The sequence below is a fragment of the Bacillus sp. BS98 genome, assembly GCF_008432245.1.
GTDB lineage: Bacteria > Bacillota > Bacilli > Bacillales > Bacillaceae_G > Bacillus_A > Bacillus_A toyonensis.
This window is the reverse complement of record NZ_CP043830.1, coordinates 4,055,575-4,074,088: the sequence shown is the minus strand read 5'-3', so window position 1 is coordinate 4,074,088 and position 18,514 is coordinate 4,055,575. Positions and strand designations below refer to the sequence as shown.

Annotated in this window: 19 protein-coding genes and 1 tRNA gene; 16 read left to right on the top strand and 4 right to left on the bottom strand. The window is 35.6% G+C overall.

Annotated features, from left to right (window positions below; all coding sequences use genetic code 11):
- The first annotated feature begins 11 nt into the window (after nucleotides 1-11).
- On the top strand, nucleotides 12-425 hold the full coding sequence (locus F0362_RS21115) for a Fur family transcriptional regulator (RefSeq protein WP_001054515.1): 414 nt from the start codon (nucleotides 12-14) through the stop codon (nucleotides 423-425).
- 80 nt (nucleotides 426-505) lie between these two features.
- Here F0362_RS21115 and ispG read toward each other — a convergent pair whose 3' ends face one another.
- The 3 genes from ispG to F0362_RS21100 form a co-directional block, all read right to left on the bottom strand.
- Nucleotides 506-1,609, bottom strand: coding sequence for a flavodoxin-dependent (E)-4-hydroxy-3-methylbut-2-enyl-diphosphate synthase (ispG, locus tag F0362_RS21110; protein WP_162861751.1), 1,104 nt, complete (start codon nucleotides 1,607-1,609; stop codon nucleotides 506-508).
- 164 nt (nucleotides 1,610-1,773) lie between these two features.
- On the bottom strand, nucleotides 1,774-2,127 hold the full coding sequence (locus F0362_RS21105; protein ID WP_000825413.1) for a hypothetical protein: 354 nt from the start codon (nucleotides 2,125-2,127) through the stop codon (nucleotides 1,774-1,776).
- Nucleotides 2,128-2,200: 73 nt separating this feature from the next.
- Complete coding sequence (locus F0362_RS21100) at nucleotides 2,201-2,959, bottom strand: DUF1189 domain-containing protein (RefSeq protein ID WP_000021678.1); 759 nt, start codon at nucleotides 2,957-2,959, stop codon at nucleotides 2,201-2,203.
- 242 nt (nucleotides 2,960-3,201) lie between these two features.
- Between F0362_RS21100 and F0362_RS21095 the strand changes: the two genes are divergently transcribed.
- The 14 genes from F0362_RS21095 to glcK all read left to right on the top strand — a co-directional run bounded on the left by F0362_RS21095 (nucleotide 3,202) and on the right by glcK (nucleotide 17,459).
- Nucleotides 3,202-3,275: transfer RNA gene (locus tag F0362_RS21095), tRNA-Ile, on the top strand.
- A gap of 224 nt (nucleotides 3,276-3,499) precedes the next feature.
- Nucleotides 3,500-4,111 (top strand): superoxide dismutase [Mn], encoded by a 612-nt coding sequence (sodA, locus tag F0362_RS21090; RefSeq protein ID WP_001052031.1) that lies wholly within the window; start codon nucleotides 3,500-3,502, stop codon nucleotides 4,109-4,111.
- A 117-nt stretch (nucleotides 4,112-4,228) separates the two neighbouring features.
- Nucleotides 4,229-5,506: an MFS transporter gene (locus tag F0362_RS21085; protein ID WP_000871363.1), complete on the top strand. Its 1,278-nt coding sequence runs from the start codon at nucleotides 4,229-4,231 to the stop codon at nucleotides 5,504-5,506.
- 109 nt (nucleotides 5,507-5,615) lie between these two features.
- On the top strand, nucleotides 5,616-7,751 hold the full coding sequence (locus F0362_RS21080; protein WP_000039000.1) for a peptidoglycan D,D-transpeptidase FtsI family protein: 2,136 nt from the start codon (nucleotides 5,616-5,618) through the stop codon (nucleotides 7,749-7,751).
- Between the two features lie 338 nt (nucleotides 7,752-8,089).
- The gene (locus F0362_RS21075; RefSeq protein ID WP_000871834.1) at nucleotides 8,090-9,007 is read left to right on the top strand and encodes a PstS family phosphate ABC transporter substrate-binding protein; all 918 of its coding nucleotides are present in this window, start codon (nucleotides 8,090-8,092) and stop codon (nucleotides 9,005-9,007) included.
- Nucleotides 9,008-9,034: 27 nt separating this feature from the next.
- Nucleotides 9,035-9,985, top strand: coding sequence for a phosphate ABC transporter permease subunit PstC (pstC, locus tag F0362_RS21070; RefSeq protein ID WP_000940900.1), 951 nt, complete (start codon nucleotides 9,035-9,037; stop codon nucleotides 9,983-9,985).
- A 1-nt stretch (nucleotide 9,986) separates the two neighbouring features.
- Entirely contained in the window at nucleotides 9,987-10,853 is an 867-nt protein-coding gene (gene pstA / locus F0362_RS21065) for a phosphate ABC transporter permease PstA (RefSeq protein WP_001242538.1), read from the top strand.
- Between the two features lie 28 nt (nucleotides 10,854-10,881).
- Nucleotides 10,882-11,697: a phosphate ABC transporter ATP-binding protein gene (gene pstB, locus F0362_RS21060; protein ID WP_000226691.1), complete on the top strand. Its 816-nt coding sequence runs from the start codon at nucleotides 10,882-10,884 to the stop codon at nucleotides 11,695-11,697.
- 171 nt (nucleotides 11,698-11,868) lie between these two features.
- Nucleotides 11,869-12,525, top strand: coding sequence for a phosphate signaling complex protein PhoU (gene phoU / locus F0362_RS21055; RefSeq protein ID WP_033657342.1), 657 nt, complete (start codon nucleotides 11,869-11,871; stop codon nucleotides 12,523-12,525).
- A 370-nt stretch (nucleotides 12,526-12,895) separates the two neighbouring features.
- Nucleotides 12,896-15,250 (top strand): sugar phosphate nucleotidyltransferase, encoded by a 2,355-nt coding sequence (locus tag F0362_RS21045; RefSeq protein ID WP_149889947.1) that lies wholly within the window; start codon nucleotides 12,896-12,898, stop codon nucleotides 15,248-15,250.
- Between the two features lie 69 nt (nucleotides 15,251-15,319).
- Nucleotides 15,320-15,469 (top strand): 50S ribosomal protein L33, encoded by a 150-nt coding sequence (gene rpmG / locus F0362_RS21040; RefSeq protein WP_001265616.1) that lies wholly within the window; start codon nucleotides 15,320-15,322, stop codon nucleotides 15,467-15,469.
- A gap of 104 nt (nucleotides 15,470-15,573) precedes the next feature.
- Nucleotides 15,574-16,152, top strand: a complete 579-nt coding sequence (locus tag F0362_RS21035; protein ID WP_000656841.1) for a 5-formyltetrahydrofolate cyclo-ligase — start codon at nucleotides 15,574-15,576, stop codon at nucleotides 16,150-16,152.
- A gap of 103 nt (nucleotides 16,153-16,255) precedes the next feature.
- Nucleotides 16,256-16,456 (top strand): YqgQ family protein, encoded by a 201-nt coding sequence (locus tag F0362_RS21030; protein WP_000253699.1) that lies wholly within the window; start codon nucleotides 16,256-16,258, stop codon nucleotides 16,454-16,456.
- Nucleotides 16,457-16,475: 19 nt separating this feature from the next.
- Nucleotides 16,476-17,459 carry a glucokinase gene (gene glcK / locus F0362_RS21025; RefSeq protein WP_000391709.1) on the top strand — a complete coding sequence of 328 codons (984 nt, stop codon included), beginning with the start codon at nucleotides 16,476-16,478 and terminating at the stop codon, nucleotides 17,457-17,459.
- An 81-nt stretch (nucleotides 17,460-17,540) separates the two neighbouring features.
- On the opposite strand, the gene F0362_RS21020 is transcribed toward glcK, so the two are convergent.
- The gene (locus F0362_RS21020) at nucleotides 17,541-17,714 is read right to left on the bottom strand and encodes a DUF2759 domain-containing protein (RefSeq protein ID WP_000524850.1); all 174 of its coding nucleotides are present in this window, start codon (nucleotides 17,712-17,714) and stop codon (nucleotides 17,541-17,543) included.
- A gap of 170 nt (nucleotides 17,715-17,884) precedes the next feature.
- Between F0362_RS21020 and F0362_RS21015 the strand changes: the two genes are divergently transcribed.
- On the top strand, nucleotides 17,885-18,514 hold the full coding sequence (locus tag F0362_RS21015) for an MBL fold metallo-hydrolase (protein WP_000872319.1): 630 nt from the start codon (nucleotides 17,885-17,887) through the stop codon (nucleotides 18,512-18,514).

Genomic DNA, 18,514 nt, shown 5'->3' with positions numbered 1-18,514 from the left:
TAGGGATAGGTATGAATCTAACAGAAGCTTTACGCCTAATGAAAGAAAAAGGATACAAACATACTGGGAAAAGGGAAGAGATGCTCAGATTATTTGCAGCTCACAATCGTTATTTAACAGCAAAAGATGTTTTAGAGCATATGAAGGATGATTATCCAGGTCTTAGTTTTGATACGATTTATCGTAACTTAACGGTTTTTGCTGAAATCGGCGTTTTAGAACAAACAGAATTAAATGGTGAAAAACATTTTCGTTTTACATGTTCCATTATGGAACATCATCATCATTTTATTTGTTTAGATTGCGGGGGAACGAAAGAGATTACTTCCTGTCCAATGGATTTTATGAATAAAGATTTTAACGGTTATGAAGTAACAGGGCATAAATTTGAAATATACGGCCGTTGTCCAAAGTGTGCAAAATAAAAACTCGTCGGTTATATAACTGACGAGCTTTTTTGCATAAAAAAGAAGGTTGCTCACAAATATTGTGGGCAACCTTCTTTTTATTGTTCTTGTGTTTCTTTTTCTTTATCTCTTTCAGCAGCCATTTCAGCAGCAATTACATCGATTTCTTTTTTCAGTTCTTCTACCATTGTTTCTTCTGGTACTTTACGAACAACTTGCCCTTTACGGAATAATAATCCTTCTCCACGTGCACCGGCAATACCGATATCAGCTTCACGAGCTTCACCAGGGCCGTTTACAGCGCAACCAAGTACTGCAACTTTAATTGGTACTTGCAGTGTAGAAATATATTCTTCCACTTCGTTAGCGATGCTAATTAAATCAATTTCAATACGACCGCAAGTTGGACAAGAGATAAGTGTTGCTGCATTAGATGCAAGACCGAATGACTTTAATAGTTCACGTGCAACTTTTACTTCTTCAACTGGATCAGCACTTAATGAAATACGAAGTGTGTTTCCGATGCCTTTACTTAAAATTGCTCCAAGACCAGCGGCACTTTTTACAGTTCCAGCAAACAATGTGCCAGATTCTGTAATACCTAAATGTAATGGATAATCAAAAGCGCGAGCAGCTTTTTCATATGCTTCAATTGCTAAGTTAACATCAGAGGCTTTCATAGATACGATAATATCGTGGAAATCTAAGTCCTCTAAAATTTTAATGTGATGTAGTGCGCTCTCAACCATGCCATCTGCAGTTGGGTATCCGTACTTTTCTAAAATGTGACGCTCTAATGAACCAGCGTTTACACCGATACGGATTGGAATGCCACGCTCTTTTGCTGCATTTACAACAGCTTCTACTTTATGGCGACGACCAATGTTACCTGGATTGATACGTACTTTATCAATGCCACCTTCAATTGCTTTTAAAGCAAGGCGATAATCAAAATGAATATCAGCAACAAGTGGAATGTTGATTTGTTTTTTAATATCAGCAATAGCATTTGCTGCGCGTTCATCTGGAACGGCAACACGAACAACCTGACAACCAGCTTCTTCTAAACGTTTAATTTCAGCAACTGTTGCTTCAACATCATGTGTTTTTGTTGTTGTCATACTTTGTATAATTAATTCATTATTACCGCCAATTGTTAAATTACCGACTTTAACTGGACGTGTTTTTGTACGATGAGTCATTTCATTCACGAATAGATCGCTCTCCTTATAAAAGAAGTTTCTTATTTAGTCCCTCATATCAATGATAGTATACGTGATATAGGGCTATAGAAACCGAAGTGCTCGGTTTCACTTTTACTATTGTATCAGCGCCTTTATGTAATTGACAAGGATTAAGTGATCGCTTATTGATATAACGGGAATTTATAAGTCTTTCCAATTTGAATTTTTGTAGCAGATGTACTTTTATTTAATTGTTTAAAGTCATCAATTACCTTTTCAATAGAAGGGATTTTTTTCTTATTAATTTGTTCTGTAATCGAAAGAACGGTCTCACCAGTTTTTACTTCAATTGCTTTATAAGTAACATCTGTTTCTTCCTTTTTGCTTTGTTTTGTAGTTGTTTCTTCTTTTTTTATAGTTTGAGCAGCTGTTGTTTTTTTGTATGAACTTAACATCGGTAAAGTACCGATTTTTATATCGTAATAAAATATATAACCGAGAACAAGCACGAATAAGAATATACCTAATCTCTTCATATTCTTCACTCCTTTGCTAGGAATATATGCTTGTCCAAAAAAAAAATGCCTATTTAGGCATTTTTTATCGTTCTTATTTTTCTTTCGGTTGTGGAACTTCTTTAAGTGTTAAGTATAGAACAATTAAAACAACTGCGATATAAATGAATGTTGAACCAGGTACGACGATTTTAAATAAATCCATAATCATAAAGAAGATTGTTGGAATTGTGTAACTGTAAGCAGTTAATGTCCAAACTTGTTTGTAGGATAATTTACGTTGTCCGCTCATAGCAGAACCGATGAACGCAAGTAAAGTCACGCCTACAAAAGTAATGAATAATTGGAATAGGTACACTAAAAATCCGATAACAAATAATAAAATTGGATAGATACTATCGAATAGAGAAATAAAGTCTTGTAAATCTTTTTTCTCAAGAGATGCACCTAATAAGTCGTTATAGGAATACGTTTGTGTTTGACCATTTCCCATGGAGACTACTTTATCTTTTAAAACAAATAAACCCGTTTTATTTTGATATTTTTCTAAGTTTGTTGAATTTGGATCAAATACGAAAAGGGCATTTCCATCTTCTTTTTCGATAGGTTGATCAATATCTGCTGTTAGTTCGCCATTTTCAATTTTAAAATCAGGTAAATCTTTTTCGATTACTTTATTTACCATATTAACACCGTCTTGAATAACGCTACCGTACAAGAAAGTTCTTGGAATAGTAGTGATTAGGCAAAGAAGCATAATATACAAAATGGTTTTACCGATTTTTTGAAAACGGAAAAGCGCAATATCTTTAGGCGAATATACGCTTTTTGCTAGCTGTTTAAAAATGGACATAGATTCACTTCCTTTATGTATGTATAAAGTCATTGTAACGTAGGAATCTAGAGAATCTCAAGATATATTATATTTACATATAGTGGAGATAACTAAATTTCTTTTTAATAATTTTCTTCTTTTAAATGAGAAAAATACAATTGACACTTTTCTTTTTTATATGGTAAATTTATCTTACATTTCTTAAAGGATATATCCGATAGGAATTCAGTTGTTTAATATGTTATTACATACATAATTATGGACCCTTAGCTCAGCTGGTTAGAGCAGACGGCTCATAACCGTCCGGTCGTAGGTTCGAGTCCTACAGGGTCCATACCCATTTCGCATGTTTATTATGTCAGCAGGAAGCTTCCTTGTAGAAGGAAGCTTTTTTTACGGAATATATGAGCATTTTAATTGAAAAGAAGTGGGAATTTTGCTACTTTAATGATAGCAAGACAATGTGATTTATTTGTTTGCACCCTATGGCAATTAGGGTAGAATGAAGTTGTATGTCACACATATGGTGGCAATACATAAACTGGGAGGAATATAACAATGGCAAAACACGAATTACCAAACTTACCTTATGCGTATGATGCTTTAGAGCCTCACTTTGACAAAGAAACAATGAACATCCATCATACAAAACATCACAACACGTACATTACAAACTTAAACGCTGCTTTAGAAGGTCATGCAGAACTAGCTGACAAAAGCGTTGAAGAATTAGTTGCAAACTTAAACGAAGTACCAGAAGCAATCCGTACAGCAGTACGTAACAATGGTGGTGGACATGCTAACCATACATTCTTCTGGACAATTCTTTCTCCAAACGGCGGGGGACAACCAGTAGGCGAACTTGCAACTGCGATTGAAGCGAAATTCGGTAGCTTCGATGCATTCAAAGAAGAATTCGCAAAAGCTGGCGCAACTCGCTTCGGTTCTGGTTGGGCTTGGTTAGTAGTAAACAATGGTGAGTTAGAAGTAACAAGCACGCCAAACCAAGATTCTCCTCTAACTGAAGGTAAAACTCCAGTTATCGGTTTAGATGTTTGGGAGCATGCTTACTACTTAAATTACCAAAACCGTCGTCCAGACTACATCGGTGCATTCTGGAACGTTGTAGATTGGAACGCTGCTGAAAAGCGTTACCAAGAAGCAAAATAATTATAATAATTATAGAAAAAAGCTAGGAGAATGCTCCTAGCTTTTTTCTATGCTTTCCTTTTACATAATTGGGCTTGTCTTTGGAAGACTAGAACATGAAGTAAAGGAGAGTTGTGTATGAAGTGGAAACATATAATTGGTGACGTTGAAGTGAATCGGGATTTAGTGTTATTGCTCCTTATTGGAGGTTTATACACGCTCGCAATTTCTTTATCGAATACGTTTGTTAATATTTATTTATGGAAACAAACACAAAATTATGTGAATCTTGGCTTGTATAATTTGGCCAGCGTTGTATTGCAGCCTCTCACATTTCTTATAGGTGGGAAATTAGCGAAACGTATTGACCGCTCAATCTTGTTACGAATAGGCGTAGGCACGTTAGCAATTTTTTTTATCGTTGTTTTAGTAGCGGGAAAAAGCGCTTCTCACTATATTTTATTAATGGGGGCTCTTTTAGGAGTCGGATATGGTTTTTATTGGCTCGCGTTTAACTTATTGACATTTGAGATTACAGAACCAGAAACAAGAGATTTCTTTAATGGGTTTCTTGGACTTCTTACATCCTTCTCTGGAATGATTGGACCGATAGCGGCAGGATACACAATTTCACGTATGGCAAAATGGAGTGGTTATACTGTCATATTCTTTCTTTCATTAGTGCTATTTGCAATTGCTGTCGTTTTAAGCTTTTTTTTATCTAAGAGAGAATGTGAAGGGCGTTATGAAATTACAAAAGTATTGAAGGAGCGACGGATTGATAAAAATTGGGGGAGAATTACACGTGCTCATTTTTTCCAAGGGTTGAGAGAGGGAACATTTATTTTTGTTATTTCAGTATATGTGTACTTAGCAACCGATAGTGAGCTCGCATTAGGGAAATATAGCTTAGTCAACTCCGCTGTATCATTTGTATGTTACTACTTAGTTGCTCGTATGTTGAAGAAAGAGTGGCGAAAAAAAGCGATTTTGCTTGGAGGCATTATTTTATATGCGGTCGTATTTTTAGTTATATTCAATGTTACATACACAAAATTACTTATTTATGCAGCATGTATCGCGATCGCATACCCTATTTTACTCGTTCCGTACGGGTCAATGACATATGACGTAATTGGTAGAGCGAAAAATGCGAGAGAGTGGCGTGTAGAGTATGTAGTTGTCCGGGAATTATGGTTAAATGCTGGAAGGATTTGTTCGGTTTTAAGTTTTTTATGTGCTGTGTTATTCTTTCCGCCTGAAAAAAGTTTACCTTTCTTACTATGTATTTTAGGTGCTGGACATTTTCTTATTTATTTTGCAATTAAAAATGTCAAATATGATGAGGGAAATGTGGGGAAAACCAGCGTTGTAGCGCAAGAAACTACTCAGAATCAAACTGAACCAGAAGGTTAACTTATCGTTTGTTTTATGCTAAAATAGAAAAAGATGTAAGACAGCAGTGAGGACACCTGTATGAAGGTGTCCCTTTCACATTACATAGCTGTTGGTAGAGGGGGTTTGTATGAGCAAGAAGCAGAAACAACAAAAGAAAAAAACTCACGTTCCTTTTCGATTAAACGTGCTGTTTTTTTGCGTATTTTTAATGTTCTCCGCGGTTATTGTAAGGCTCGGATATGTACAAATTGTTCGTGGTGAGGAATATAAGAATGAAGTAGAGAAGAAAGAGAATTCAACGATAAGTAATCCTGTACCGCGCGGGAAAATCTTTGACCGCTATGGGCGACCTGTAGTAGATAATACAGCTGTTCGTACTATTACATTTACAAAAATGAAAGGATCAACTGCAGAAGATCGCTTAGAAACAGCGAAAAAATTAGCAGAGTTGATTGAAGTACCGACAGATAAATTAACAGATCGAGATAAAAAAGATTATTGGATTGCGATGCATAAAGAGGAAGCGAAAACAAAAATTACGAGTAAAGATCGTCAAGAATTGAAAGATAACAAAATTGACGATAAAGAATTAGACGAGCGTCAACGAAGTCGTGTAACAGAAGAAGAGATTAATCAATTATCCGCAAAAGATTTAGAAATACTAGCGATTAAAAGTAAGATGGACGGCGGATATGCAATGACACCTCAAGTTATTAAAAAAGATGCTACAGAAAAAGAATATGCGATTATTAGTGAGAGCCTAGCAACATTACCAGGTGTAGATACGAATGTTGATTGGGATCGAAAATATACGTATGATGATTTATTCCGAAGTGTTCTTGGTGGGGTGTCGACGGCGGATGAAGGTTTACCGAGAGAAAGACTAGATTACTATCTTGTTCGTGATTATAATCGAAATGACCGAGTAGGGAAAAGTTATCTTGAACAGCAATATGAAGATAGCCTGCACGGTACGAAAGCAGAAGTGAAAAATATTACAGATAAAAACGGTAATATTTTGGAAACAATTAATGTATCACAAGGACAAAGTGGTAATAATCTGAACTTAACAATTGATATGGAATTACAAAAGCGTGTGGAAGATATTATTACCAAAAATTTAACGAAATTTAAAGGGTCAGAACCTCTTTTAGATCGAGCATTTGTTGTAATGATGAATCCGAAAAATGGTGAAGTATTATCTATGGCTGGGAAACAATTAGTGGATGAAAATGGCGAAACGAAAGTACAAGATTTCGCATTAGGAACGATGACAAGTTCTTATCCGATGGGATCGACTGTAAAAGGTGCGACAGTACTTACAGGATATCAAACAGGTGCAATTCAACCGGGTTCAGTTCAACTGGATGAACCAATCGTATTAAAAGGGACGAAGAGCAAATCTTCTTGGAAGACGATGGGATATATTAATGATTTAACAGCATTAAAAATGTCTTCTAACGTATATATGTTTAAAACAGCGATGAATATCGCTAATGCTCCATATGTTAGAGGTGGTACGTTAAATATACCGCAAAAAGCATATGATACGATGCGATACTATTATGGTCAGTTTGGACTTGGTGTAAAAACAGGCATTGATTTACCGAATGAATCTGCTGGACAAAGAGGTACTACAGACAATATCCCAGGTTTCTTATTAGATTTATCAATTGGACAGTATGATACGTATACACCACTTCAATTAGCGCAATATATTTCGACAATTGCCAATGGTGGATATCGTATGCAACCGCAAGTTGTTAAAGAAATTCGTCAACCGGAAGCGAAACCAGATGAAGTTGGAAAAGTTATTCACTCGATGGAGCCGAAAGTGCTAAATCGTATTGATATGCCTGAATCACAAATTAAACGTGTTCAAGAAGGATTTAGACAAGTATTTAACGATTCAGGCGGTACAGCTACAAAATACTTTACTGGTGCAAAATATAAAGCTGCAGGGAAAACTGGTACAGCGCAAACTGTGTATGGTGGAGATAAAGCGATTGGTAAAAAAGCAGATGGTCAGCGTGTGGAGACTTATAACTTAACATTAGTAGGTTATGCGCCACTTGAAGATCCAGAAGTGGCATTCTCTGTTGTTGTTCCGTGGGTACATGATGATAAGACTGGTATTAATGGATATATTAGTCGTGAAATTATGGATGCTTACTATGATTTGAAAAACCAAGAAATAAATGGTGAAGCTCCAAAAGATGCAAAAGATAATAAAAATGAAAAAGAAGATCAAGATGAGGAATAAAAAAGTTGTAAAAAAAGCACACTATCTGAAAAGATAGTGTGCTTTTTTTTATGGTTTATGCATATCGTGTAATAAATGTGGACAAGTATAAAATATTGGAAAAAGCACGCGGTCTCACAAATGATAATTTTATATTGTGTATAGGGGGATAACTGTTTTATGGACTAATTAATTATCAGTGGAAATGAATAGCGGCTACTGATTAAAGTTTTATCTTATGTTGATTCCTGTGGAACTTTACAAAACTTTTACAAACAATTAAAACCGAATTAATAGTTTAGCAGTATTCTTATATCTGTAATCCTGTTATTTCCGGTTACTTCTAGGAGGAAGAACACGTGAAATGGATGAGTGCATCGATTAAAGTTTTTATATTATCGACATGGTTCCTTTGTTTTGGCATGTCTACTGCATTTGCTGTGAACGAAATGGGAGAAGTGAGAGTTGATGGATCCTCAACGGTTTTTCCTATTATAGAAGCAGTAGCGGAGGAATATACAAAGGAGCATCCAAACGTGAAAATTTCTATTAGTGTTTCTGGAACTGGAGGAGGATTTAATCGTTTCAGTAAAGGAGAAGTGGATATAAATAATGCTTCGAGAGTAATGAAACAAGTGGAAGAAAATGAAATGAAGAATAACTCCATTCAGTTTACACCCTTTGAGGTTGCTTATGATGGTCTTACGATTGTTGTAAATCGTCACAATACTTGGGTAGACAATATGACAGTAGACGAGTTACGTCTCTTATGGAGTGAAGATGGAAGAGAGAAGCGATGGTCGCAAGTTCATTCAATATGGCCACGTGCACAAGTGAAGTTTTATGCACCAGGTGTAGACTCTGGTACTTATGATTATTTTCAAAATGTCATCTTACAAAATCGTCGCATTGTAAAAAAAGTCTCTTTGTCTGAAGATGATCAAGTTATTATGCAAGGAGTAATGCATGATAAAAATGCCATTGCTTTTGTAGGATATGCTTATTATATGGCCAATCGAGATAGGGTGAAAGCGATAAAAGTGAACGGTGTATTTCCGACGAAAGAGACTATTCAATCAGGTGATTATAAGCCGTTATCTAGATCGTTATTTACTTATGTGAATGATGCATCTATCCGACAAAAAATAAATGTAGCAAATTATGCTGAGTTTATGATCAAACATGTTGGTAACCTCGCTGAAGAGGTTGGATATGTAAAATTACGAAAAGAAAAATATAATGAACAGCTGCGAATGTTAACAGAAATCAAAAGGTAATGTCAGGGTGGAAAGGGGTTTTCATCTTTGGCTCATAATGACAAAAGTCAAATTACATTTTCTGTACAACATTTGATTGAAAGAAATACAAAACAAAGAAAAAAAACGCAGCGAATCAATCAAATAGTTCCATTATTATTAAAAATAATTGCTAGTGTGTCTATTGTGACGACAATTGGAATTATTTTTACGTTGGCAAATGAAACAATGATGTTTTTTCAAAAAATATCATTATACTCCTTTTTGACGGAGAAAGAATGGTTACCGTTTTTTGAAGATCCTAAATTCGGTATATTACCACTTATATGTGGAACAGTCCTTGTAACAGCAATCGCCATGTTTGTAGCAATTCCTATCGGTTTAGCGTGTGCTGTATTTTTGAGCGAATACGCTTCAAACGGTGCGCGAAAAATATTAAAGCCGATGTTAGAACTATTAGCAGGTATCCCGACAATTGTATATGGTTTTTTTGCATTAACAGTTGTCACGCCACTTTTACAACGAATGATACCGGATTTACAGTTTTTTAATGCAATTAGTCCAGGAATCGTGATTGGATTTATGATGATACCTACAGTTGCATCTTTATCTGAAGACTCGATGAGAGCTGTGGCGAAAGGGACGAAAGAAGCCTCGTTAGCGCTTGGTGCGACTCGGTTTGAGATGGTAAAACAAGTAGTGTTTCCCGCAGCTTTGACAGGAATTATGGCAGCGATTATATTAGCGGCTTCTAGGGCAATCGGTGAAACAATGATAGTTGTAATTGCAGCGGGATCCACACCGAATGTATCGCTGGATCCGACGCACTCTATTCAAACGTTAACAGCCTATATTGTGCAAGTGAGTTTAGGCGATGCTCCGCATGGAACGATTGCTTATTACAGTATGTATGCCGTAGGCGCAACGTTATTCTTGTTTACTTTTATAATGAACATCATTTCGCAGTATATTGTGCGCCGTTTTAGGAGGGTGACATAATATGCGAATGTTGAATCATAAAAAAATACAAGAAAATATGGCATCACGTTTTTTTAAAGATCGAATTTACAAATTGTTATTTTATATAGCAATTTTGTTTTCAATCGTAATTTTGCTTATTTTGCTTTTTCAAATTTTTGAAAAAGGGTTAAGCTATCTTTCAATAGATTTCTTTACAAACTTCGCTTCACGTAATCCGAAAGAAGCCGGGATTGCTGCAGCTTTGTCGGGGACAATATTATTTATGAGTATTGTTATACCGGTCTCATTTATATTTGGAGTCGGGACTGCCCTTTATTTAGAGCAATATGCGAAGGAATCTATATTTAAAAAGGTAATAGAAATTAATAATCAAACGTTAGCAGGAGTACCTTCCGTTGTATTTGGATTACTTGGCTTAACTATTTTTGTATATGCTCTTCATTTAGGCGAGAGTATTGTTGCAGCGGCGCTGACGATGAGTTTGCTCGTCTTACCGACAGTTGTTGTAGCTAGTCAAGAAGCGATACGATCTGTACCAAGTTCATTATTAGAGGCTTCTTACGGATTAGGTGCTACGAAGTGGCAAACGATGTATCAAATTGTATTGCCGGTAGCTTTCCCAGGAATTATAACGGGTTGTACGTTAGCGGTATCAAGAGCAATTGGAGAAGCGGCACCGTTGTTAGTAATCGGAGCATTAGCGTTTGCAAATTATGTTCCATTTAGTATGTTTGATAGATTTACAGTTTTACCAATTCAAATTTTTAATTGGATGAGTAGACCACAAGAAGAATTTCAGTATGTAGCAGCAGCTGGGATGATTGTTTTGCTAGGTCTGTTACTCTTTATCAATATATTTGTCTTATGGTTACGGAATCGAAAATAAGTTGGAAGTGGATGAAAGGGGAATTCAAATGGTAGCAACAGTAGTAAATGTACAGGTGAAAAACGAAGAGAAAATCCAGACTGCTCCAAAAAAAGTAGTATTTGATACGAAAAACCTAAATTTATGGTATGGAGAAGACCATGCTTTAAAGGATATTAACTTAAGTATTCATGAGAATGAAGTTACAGCAATTATTGGACCAAGTGGTTGCGGTAAATCAACGTACTTAAAAACATTAAATCGTATGGTAGAGTTAGTACCGATCGTTCGAACTACAGGCGTGATTGAATATAGAGAACGTAATATATTTGATAAATCGTATCCAGTTGAAGAATTACGCACACATGTAGGAATGGTGTTCCAAAAGCCAAATCCATTTCCAAAATCTATTTATGAAAATGTAGCATATGGACCGAAAATCCACGGTGTTCGTGATAAAAAAACGTTGGACGAAATTGTTGAAAAAAGTTTACGCGGGGCAGCAATTTGGGATGAATTAAAAGATCGTTTGCATGATAACGCATACGGTTTATCTGGTGGACAGCAACAACGCTTATGTATTGCACGTTGCTTAGCGATTGAACCAGACGTTATTTTAATGGATGAACCAACATCGGCGTTAGATCCAATTTCGACGTTAAAAGTAGAAGAATTAATTCAAGAGTTAAAGAAAGACTTTAGTATTGTAATTGTAACGCATAACATGCAACAAGCAGCGCGTATTTCAGACAAAACAGCGTTCTTCTTAAGTGGGGAAGTTGTGGAGTATACAGATACAAATAAATTATTCACAACCCCTTCAGATAAGCGTACAGAAGACTATATCACAGGACGATTCGGTTGATATCGCTAGCAAGGATAAGAGAAAATGCCCTCTTAACAGAGGGCATTTCTTATTTTTACCTCATTTTAATAGAGAATTAAAACTTCTCCTATCTTACTGCTTATGGCAAGTATAAGAGGTTAGATAGGAGATTTATATAAAATGGCACATAATATTGAGGGGGAAGAAACGATGGTAAGAGAACAGTTTCAGTGTGATTTAAAAACGTTACAGCAAAAGGTAATTGAGCTTGGTGAATTAGCAAAGGAAGCTTTATTAATTGCTATGGAAGGTCTGCATACAAGAGATGTAGAGAAAGCGTTAGAGGTCATTGATGGTGATTACCGCATGGATAATTTAGAAGAGGAAATAAACGATCTTGCTCTTATGCTTATTACGAAGCAACAGCCTGTAGCAAGTGATTTAAGAAGAATTTTTATTTCAATTAAAACAGCGACAGATTTAGAGCGTATTGCAGACCATGCTGTTAATATTGCGAAATCCACAATTCGTCTTGGGGAAAAAGAAGTAACAGTTAGTTTGCAAAATCTTGATGAAATGTTTGCGATTGCTCATAAGATGCTAAATTTAGCATTGGAAGCATACGAACAAGAAAATTTAACTTTTGCTAAACAAATTGCTGAGATGGATGATTCAGTTGATGAAATATATGGGAAGGCAATTCGTGAATTTATATCCTCGATCCCTGAACAACCAGAGGCTATTACACAAATTACACAATTATCCTTTGTTGCAAGATATATTGAGCGTGTAGCAGATCATGTTACAAATATTGCTGAGAATGTATTTTATTTAGTAAAAGGAAAGCATTATTTATTGAATGAATAGGAAGGAAAGTAGGTGATGAGAAATCACCTGCTTTTTTTAGTCAAAACATGACAAAAAAAGCTCGTTGTTTCCTTTAGTTTATGATGATAAGATGTATCATAATATAATGGGAAAATTAGTATTATTGGTTTTTATTCAGTGCTTTTTTACTAAGTTAACAGTAAGCGCTTTCTTTGTTGTTTGAGGGTGATAAAAATAGCCCTTCTTATTAAAGTTTCATTTTATATGGAAGAAGATTATAAGCAGAGATTTTCCATAGCACAATGATTTGTTGAAACAATCAAGCTTATATTGCTAGTTCATGTGGGATAGAGAATATACATATGGTGTATGGATTTATTGAACATTATATAAGTGGAGGCTGAAGTATATGAAGGGGGTTATTTTAGCTGGAGGAAAAGGAAGACGCCTTAGACCATTAACATGTAATACTCCAAAGCCGATGTTGCCATTATTAGAAAAACCAGTTTTGGAATACAATATTGAATTGTTACGTCAGCATGGTATTCGTGAAATTGCAATTACAGTTCAATATATGAGTGCGGCCATTAAGCGATATTTTGGCGATGGTAGTAAATGGGGAGTTAACTTGTACTATTTTGAAGACTCCCCTCCACTTGGAACGGCAGGAAGTATTAAACAAGCGGAAAACTTTTTAGATGAAACATTTGTTGTTATAAGTGGAGATGCATTAACTGATTTTCGATTATCAGAAGGAATTGCGTTTCATGAACAAAAGAAAAGAATGGTAACTATGTTTGTAAAGGAAGTAGAAAACCCACTCTCATTCGGTTTGGTTGTAATGAACAAAGAACAAGAGGTTACACGATATATAGAAAAACCGAGTTGGAATGAGGTAATCTCCAATATTGTGAATACAGGGATTTATATTATGGAGCCAGAAATCTTTTCTTACATACCACCCCGAGAATTTTTTGATTTCAGTCAAGATGTGTTTCCATTATTAGCAAATAAGAACGCGTTATTTGCATATTTGTCAGAAGGTTATTGGTTAGATATTGGTACATTTGATCAATATCGACAAGCACAATTTGATTTGTTAACGAAAAAATTGCAAGTACCTATTCCTTATACGGAAGTGTTACCGATGGTATGGATGGGAGAAGGTGTGACGATTGGAAAAGGGACGAAAATTCATGGCCCATCTTTTATTGGAGAAGGAGCAAAGATTGGTGCGGGGGCTGTAATTGAGCCGTACTCTATTATCGGGAAAAATAGTATTGTTTCAAGTTACTCTCATCTTCAAAAAAGTATTGTTTTTGCAAATGCTCACATTGGGGAGTATTGTGAGCTATTAGAAACGACAATAGGAGAGCATACAATGGTTGAAGATGACGTTACGTTGTTTCAAAAAAGTATTGTAGCGGATCATTGTCATATAGGGAAGAGTACGGTCATTAAGCAAAAAGGAAAATTATGGCCTTATAAGGCCATTGATAGTCATTCGATAGTAGGATCGGCTGGTGTTCAAGAAAGTGAAAAAAGCGCTGGCTGGTTACAAAAAAGCCGTATTGTAGGGAGAGGGAATGTTGAGATTACTCCGCAATTTATTGTAAAAGTGGCGATGGCGTATGGATCTCTTTTCGGAAAAGGGGAAAGCATACTAATTGGGAGTCAAGAACATATAGAAACAACTTCTTATAAAAATTTATTTTTACATGCTATTCATGGTATCGGGATTCATACGATGGAATGTAAAGAGATGAACGAGTCACTTTTTCAGTATAGCATTCATAATTTGCAATGTGCAGGTGGGGTTTTCGTTCAAGTGGAAAATGAAAAAGAAGTTGTTATAAAGCTGTATGGTAAGAATGGAATGCTGTTAACGTATAAGCAGCAAAAAGCAATAGAACAAGTATATATGTCCGAGTCGTTTTATTACGTATGTGAGAAAGAAATGGGACAAAATACGCCAGTCCACGTTTCTTTAAATGACTATATAGAAGCTGTATTAGAATGCATTGATATTGAACAAATACAAAAACAAAAGTTTCATCTTCTTATTAATAAGAGAAATGATATGTTACAACATTTACTTATGCTCTTTCTTCAAAGGCTTGGGTGCACAGTTACATGGATTTATGCGGGCGAACAAAAAGATCATGTGAAAGCTTTGATGAAATCAAGTAAAGCGAATATGGCGCTTATGTTTTCTGAGCAAGGAAATTATTTCGAGTTATATGATAATCATAGTAATATTTACCAAGGTACAGATTTTGAAGAAATAGATCTTCCTGACTTATTACTGGAATCAAAAGGGAATATTTACCCAATGTCTTTGAAATTAGGAGAATGTTACCTTCTATTTTATATACATGATGAAAAAAAGGCGTTTCAAGTAAAGTGGAAACGAGATATTTTATATCGAATTGGAAAGTTATTCGAGTTAATAGCACTGCAAGAAAAGGCGTTTCTTAGCATAGTAGAGCAATCACCGCCGCTTTATTTACTTTATGATGAAGTTGTGTGTTCATGGAACGAAAAAGGGAAAGTGATGAGGAAATTATTGGCCGATATGGAAAGAAAGGAAGAAGGTATATTTGAAGGAGTGCAGTTCAAATATACCGAAAAAGAATGGTCTTATATCGTTTCTGATACAAAACAACCAAAATTTTTGGTGTATTCACATGCTAGAAATCCAGTGATAGCAAGGGAAAACATGAAAAATCTTATAGAAAAAATTAGACAATATCAAAAGGTGTAGAATTTTTATTTTAAAAGTGGTATTATGGTATAGTCTGATTTAAGTTATTAGTACTGGAGGGAAATAAGAATGCGTGTGAATATTACTCTAGCATGTACAGAATGCGGAGATCGTAACTATATCTCAAAGAAAAATAAACGTAACAACGCTGAGCGTATCGAGCTTAAAAAGTATTGCAAGCGTGACAAGAAGTCTACGTTACACCGTGAAACAAAGTAAGCAGTAGGAATATTTTCCTACTGTTTCTTTTTTTATTCGATTCCTATATTAAAAGTGATACACTATCATCATAGAGTAAAGTGTCACTGTAGGGGGGAAGATGTGTGAAAGAAGAGAAAATACGTTTACGTAAACAAATAATAGAACACATGAATTCTTTATCGGAAGAACAGTATGCAACTTTATCAGAGCAAATCGCAGTTTCGTTGTATGCGCAAAAAGAGTGGGTTGAAGCTGAAACAATTGGAATCACTCTTTCAATGGAAAATGAAGTGAATACATATCCTATTATCGAAAAAGCTTGGGAAGAAGGAAAGAAAGTTGTAGTTCCGAAGTGTAATACAGGAACAAGAACAATGTCCTTCCGGCAAATTAGTAATTTTGATCAATTAGAAACAGTGTATATGCATTTGCGTGAACCGATTCCATCGCTTACTGAAGAAGTGAATGCGGATGAAATTAACCTTCAAATCGTACCAGGTGTAGCTTATACAGAGCGAGGAGAACGGATTGGATACGGCGGGGGCTATTATGATCGTTATCTCGTGCGTTATAAAGGGAAAACGCTATCATTAGCTTATGATTTTCAAATGGTAAAACAAATTCCAGTGGAACCATTTGATAAAAATGTAGAAAAAATTATTACAGAAAAAGGAACAATGGTTATAAATGGGCTTGTATAGACAAATAAAAATTGACGAGACTTTTTCTTCTTGATTATAATAAAATATGTGAACGTTTTCTTATTATAATTTTTTATAGTAAGTGAGCATAGAGGGTGATGAAATGGTATCTATTTATGATATTCAGCAATTGCTAAAGAAATTTGGTACGATTATTTATACGGGTGATCGAATTGCAGATTTGCAATTAATGCAAGATGAGCTACGTGAATTAAATCAGTCACAGCTAATCGATCCACAAGACTATCAAACAGCTTTATTTTTATTGAAGCAAGAAATTCAAAAAGAGCTAAATAAGAATTAGATAAAGGTAGGTAAGCAACATGGAAGAGAAATGGTTAGTTGGTGTTGACCTTGGTGGTACAACGATTAAATTAGCATTTATTAATGTATACGGTGAAATTTTACATAAGTGGGAAATCCCTACGAATACAAATGAGCAAGGAAAACATATTACACTTGACGTAGCGAAGGCAATTGATAAAAAATTAGAAGAGTTAGGCGAATTAAAAAGCAAGTTAATTGGTATTGGTATGGGAGCTCCTGGTCCTGTGCATGTGGCATCTGGAATGATTTATGAAGCGGTTAATTTAGGGTGGAAAAACTATCCATTAAAAGATTTACTAGAAGTAGAAACAGGGTTACCTGTTGTAATTGATAACGATGCAAACTTAGCAGCGCTTGGCGAAATGTGGAAAGGTGCTGGCGAAGGAGCAAAAGATTTAATTTGTATGACGCTTGGCACTGGTGTCGGTGGTGGTGTAATCGCCAATGGTGAGATTGTACACGGTGTAAGTGGTGCTGCTGGTGAGATTGGACATATTACAGTCGTTACAGAAAATGCTTTCCCATGTAATTGCGGAAAATCTGGTTGTTTAGAAACAGTAGCTTCTGCAACGGGTATTGTGCGTGTTGCTATGCAGAAAATACAAGAGACTGATAAAGAAAGCATGTTACGTTCTATGTTAGCAGAAGAAGGACGTATTACATCAAAAGATGTTTTTGAAGCGCACGGACAAGGTGATGAACTAGCAAATGAAGTAGTAGAAAAAGTAGCTTCTTATTTAGGATTAGCTGTAGCGAATCTTTCTAGTACGTTGAACCCAGAGAAAATTGTTATTGGTGGAGGCGTTTCTAAAGCTGGAGATGCACTATTAGAACCAATTCAAAGTTATTTCGAGCAATATGCTTTCTCACGTGCTGTAAAGAGTACGAAGTTAGCCATTGCAATACTTGGTAATGATGCAGGTGTTATTGGAGGAGCTTGGCTTGTAAAAAAGCACAAATACGAAGCGAAGATGATATAAGTTGTGAAATGTGAAAAGAGGAAGGGGGAAACCCTTCCTCTTTTTGCGTAAAATCTTGATGAAGAATAACATGTAAGTGAATTAAGCTGCTGGCGGATACCCGTTATATAGAACAGTCATGATCGTAAACCATCCGAAAACGAGTACAGTCGCAATTGCAAAGCCGCCTGCGAAAAAGTTCTTTTCGCGAAGTGTTCTAAGCGTAGCAAAAACAGCTAACAGAGTGACAAGCGTAAAAATAATAACAAGGCCCATACAATATCCTCCTCTGTCTACCTATTCTTAAATATGAGTTTTTAGAATATTTACTCTTTTACATTGTACATGTTTTAAAAATGATTGTCGAGATAGCATCCTTTCTTTTCCTAAGAGAAAGAAATGTTGTATCATTAAAAGTAAGTTTAATAACTGGAGGAGATTTTCATATGAAATGGACACAAATGCCGTTAGGACCATTACAAACAAATGCTTATATTTTAACGAATGATCAAAATGAGTGTATTATCTTTGATCCTGGTCATGAAGGAGAGAAGCTCGTTACATATTTACAAGAAGAACAATTAAAACCACTGGCGGTTTTATTAACGCATGCCCACTTTGATCATATTGGTGCTGTTGATGCGGTAAGAGACGCTTTCCATATTCCTGTATACGTACATAAAGAAGAAGCAGATTGGTTAGGAGATGGAACTGTAAATGGCTCTCAAATTTTTATGATGAACCGTAGTATTACAGCTAAGCCAGCGGATCATATTATTGATGCAGAAGGTACATTAACAGTCGGTTCATTTAATTTTGAAATTTTTGAGACGCCAGGACACTCTCCAGGAAGTATTTCTTATTATAGTAAAGAGGCGAATGCAGTGTTCTCAGGAGATGTATTATTCCAAATGAGTATTGGAAGAACTGATTTACCTGGTGGAAGTTTTGCTGAATTAATTGGAAGTATTGAAGAGAAATTATTCGTATTGCCAGATGAAACAGCGGTGCTATGTGGACATGGTCCAGAAACAAGCATCGGTTTTGAAAAAGAAAATAATCCATTTTTACAATAA

Excerpts from the sequence above, each read along its gene's own strand:
- F0362_RS21115 (WP_001054515.1), top strand. The coding sequence starts at position 12 with ATGAATCTAACAGAAGCTTTACGCCTAATGAAAGAAAAAGGATACAAA.
- ispG (WP_162861751.1), bottom strand. The coding sequence starts at position 1,609 with ATGACTCATCGTACAAAAACACGTCCAGTTAAAGTCGGTAATTTAACA.
- F0362_RS21105 (WP_000825413.1), bottom strand. The coding sequence starts at position 2,127 with ATGAAGAGATTAGGTATATTCTTATTCGTGCTTGTTCTCGGTTATATA.
- F0362_RS21100 (WP_000021678.1), bottom strand. The coding sequence starts at position 2,959 with ATGTCCATTTTTAAACAGCTAGCAAAAAGCGTATATTCGCCTAAAGAT.
- sodA (WP_001052031.1), top strand. The coding sequence starts at position 3,500 with ATGGCAAAACACGAATTACCAAACTTACCTTATGCGTATGATGCTTTA.
- F0362_RS21085 (WP_000871363.1), top strand. The coding sequence starts at position 4,229 with ATGAAGTGGAAACATATAATTGGTGACGTTGAAGTGAATCGGGATTTA.
- F0362_RS21080 (WP_000039000.1), top strand. The coding sequence starts at position 5,616 with ATGAGCAAGAAGCAGAAACAACAAAAGAAAAAAACTCACGTTCCTTTT.
- pstA (WP_001242538.1), top strand. The coding sequence starts at position 9,987 with ATGCGAATGTTGAATCATAAAAAAATACAAGAAAATATGGCATCACGT.
- pstB (WP_000226691.1), top strand. The coding sequence starts at position 10,882 with ATGGTAGCAACAGTAGTAAATGTACAGGTGAAAAACGAAGAGAAAATC.
- phoU (WP_033657342.1), top strand. The coding sequence starts at position 11,869 with ATGGTAAGAGAACAGTTTCAGTGTGATTTAAAAACGTTACAGCAAAAG.
- F0362_RS21045 (WP_149889947.1), top strand. The coding sequence starts at position 12,896 with ATGAAGGGGGTTATTTTAGCTGGAGGAAAAGGAAGACGCCTTAGACCA.
- rpmG (WP_001265616.1), top strand. The coding sequence starts at position 15,320 with ATGCGTGTGAATATTACTCTAGCATGTACAGAATGCGGAGATCGTAAC.
- F0362_RS21030 (WP_000253699.1), top strand. The coding sequence starts at position 16,256 with ATGGTATCTATTTATGATATTCAGCAATTGCTAAAGAAATTTGGTACG.
- glcK (WP_000391709.1), top strand. The coding sequence starts at position 16,476 with ATGGAAGAGAAATGGTTAGTTGGTGTTGACCTTGGTGGTACAACGATT.
- F0362_RS21020 (WP_000524850.1), bottom strand. The coding sequence starts at position 17,714 with ATGGGCCTTGTTATTATTTTTACGCTTGTCACTCTGTTAGCTGTTTTT.
- F0362_RS21015 (WP_000872319.1), top strand. The coding sequence starts at position 17,885 with ATGAAATGGACACAAATGCCGTTAGGACCATTACAAACAAATGCTTAT.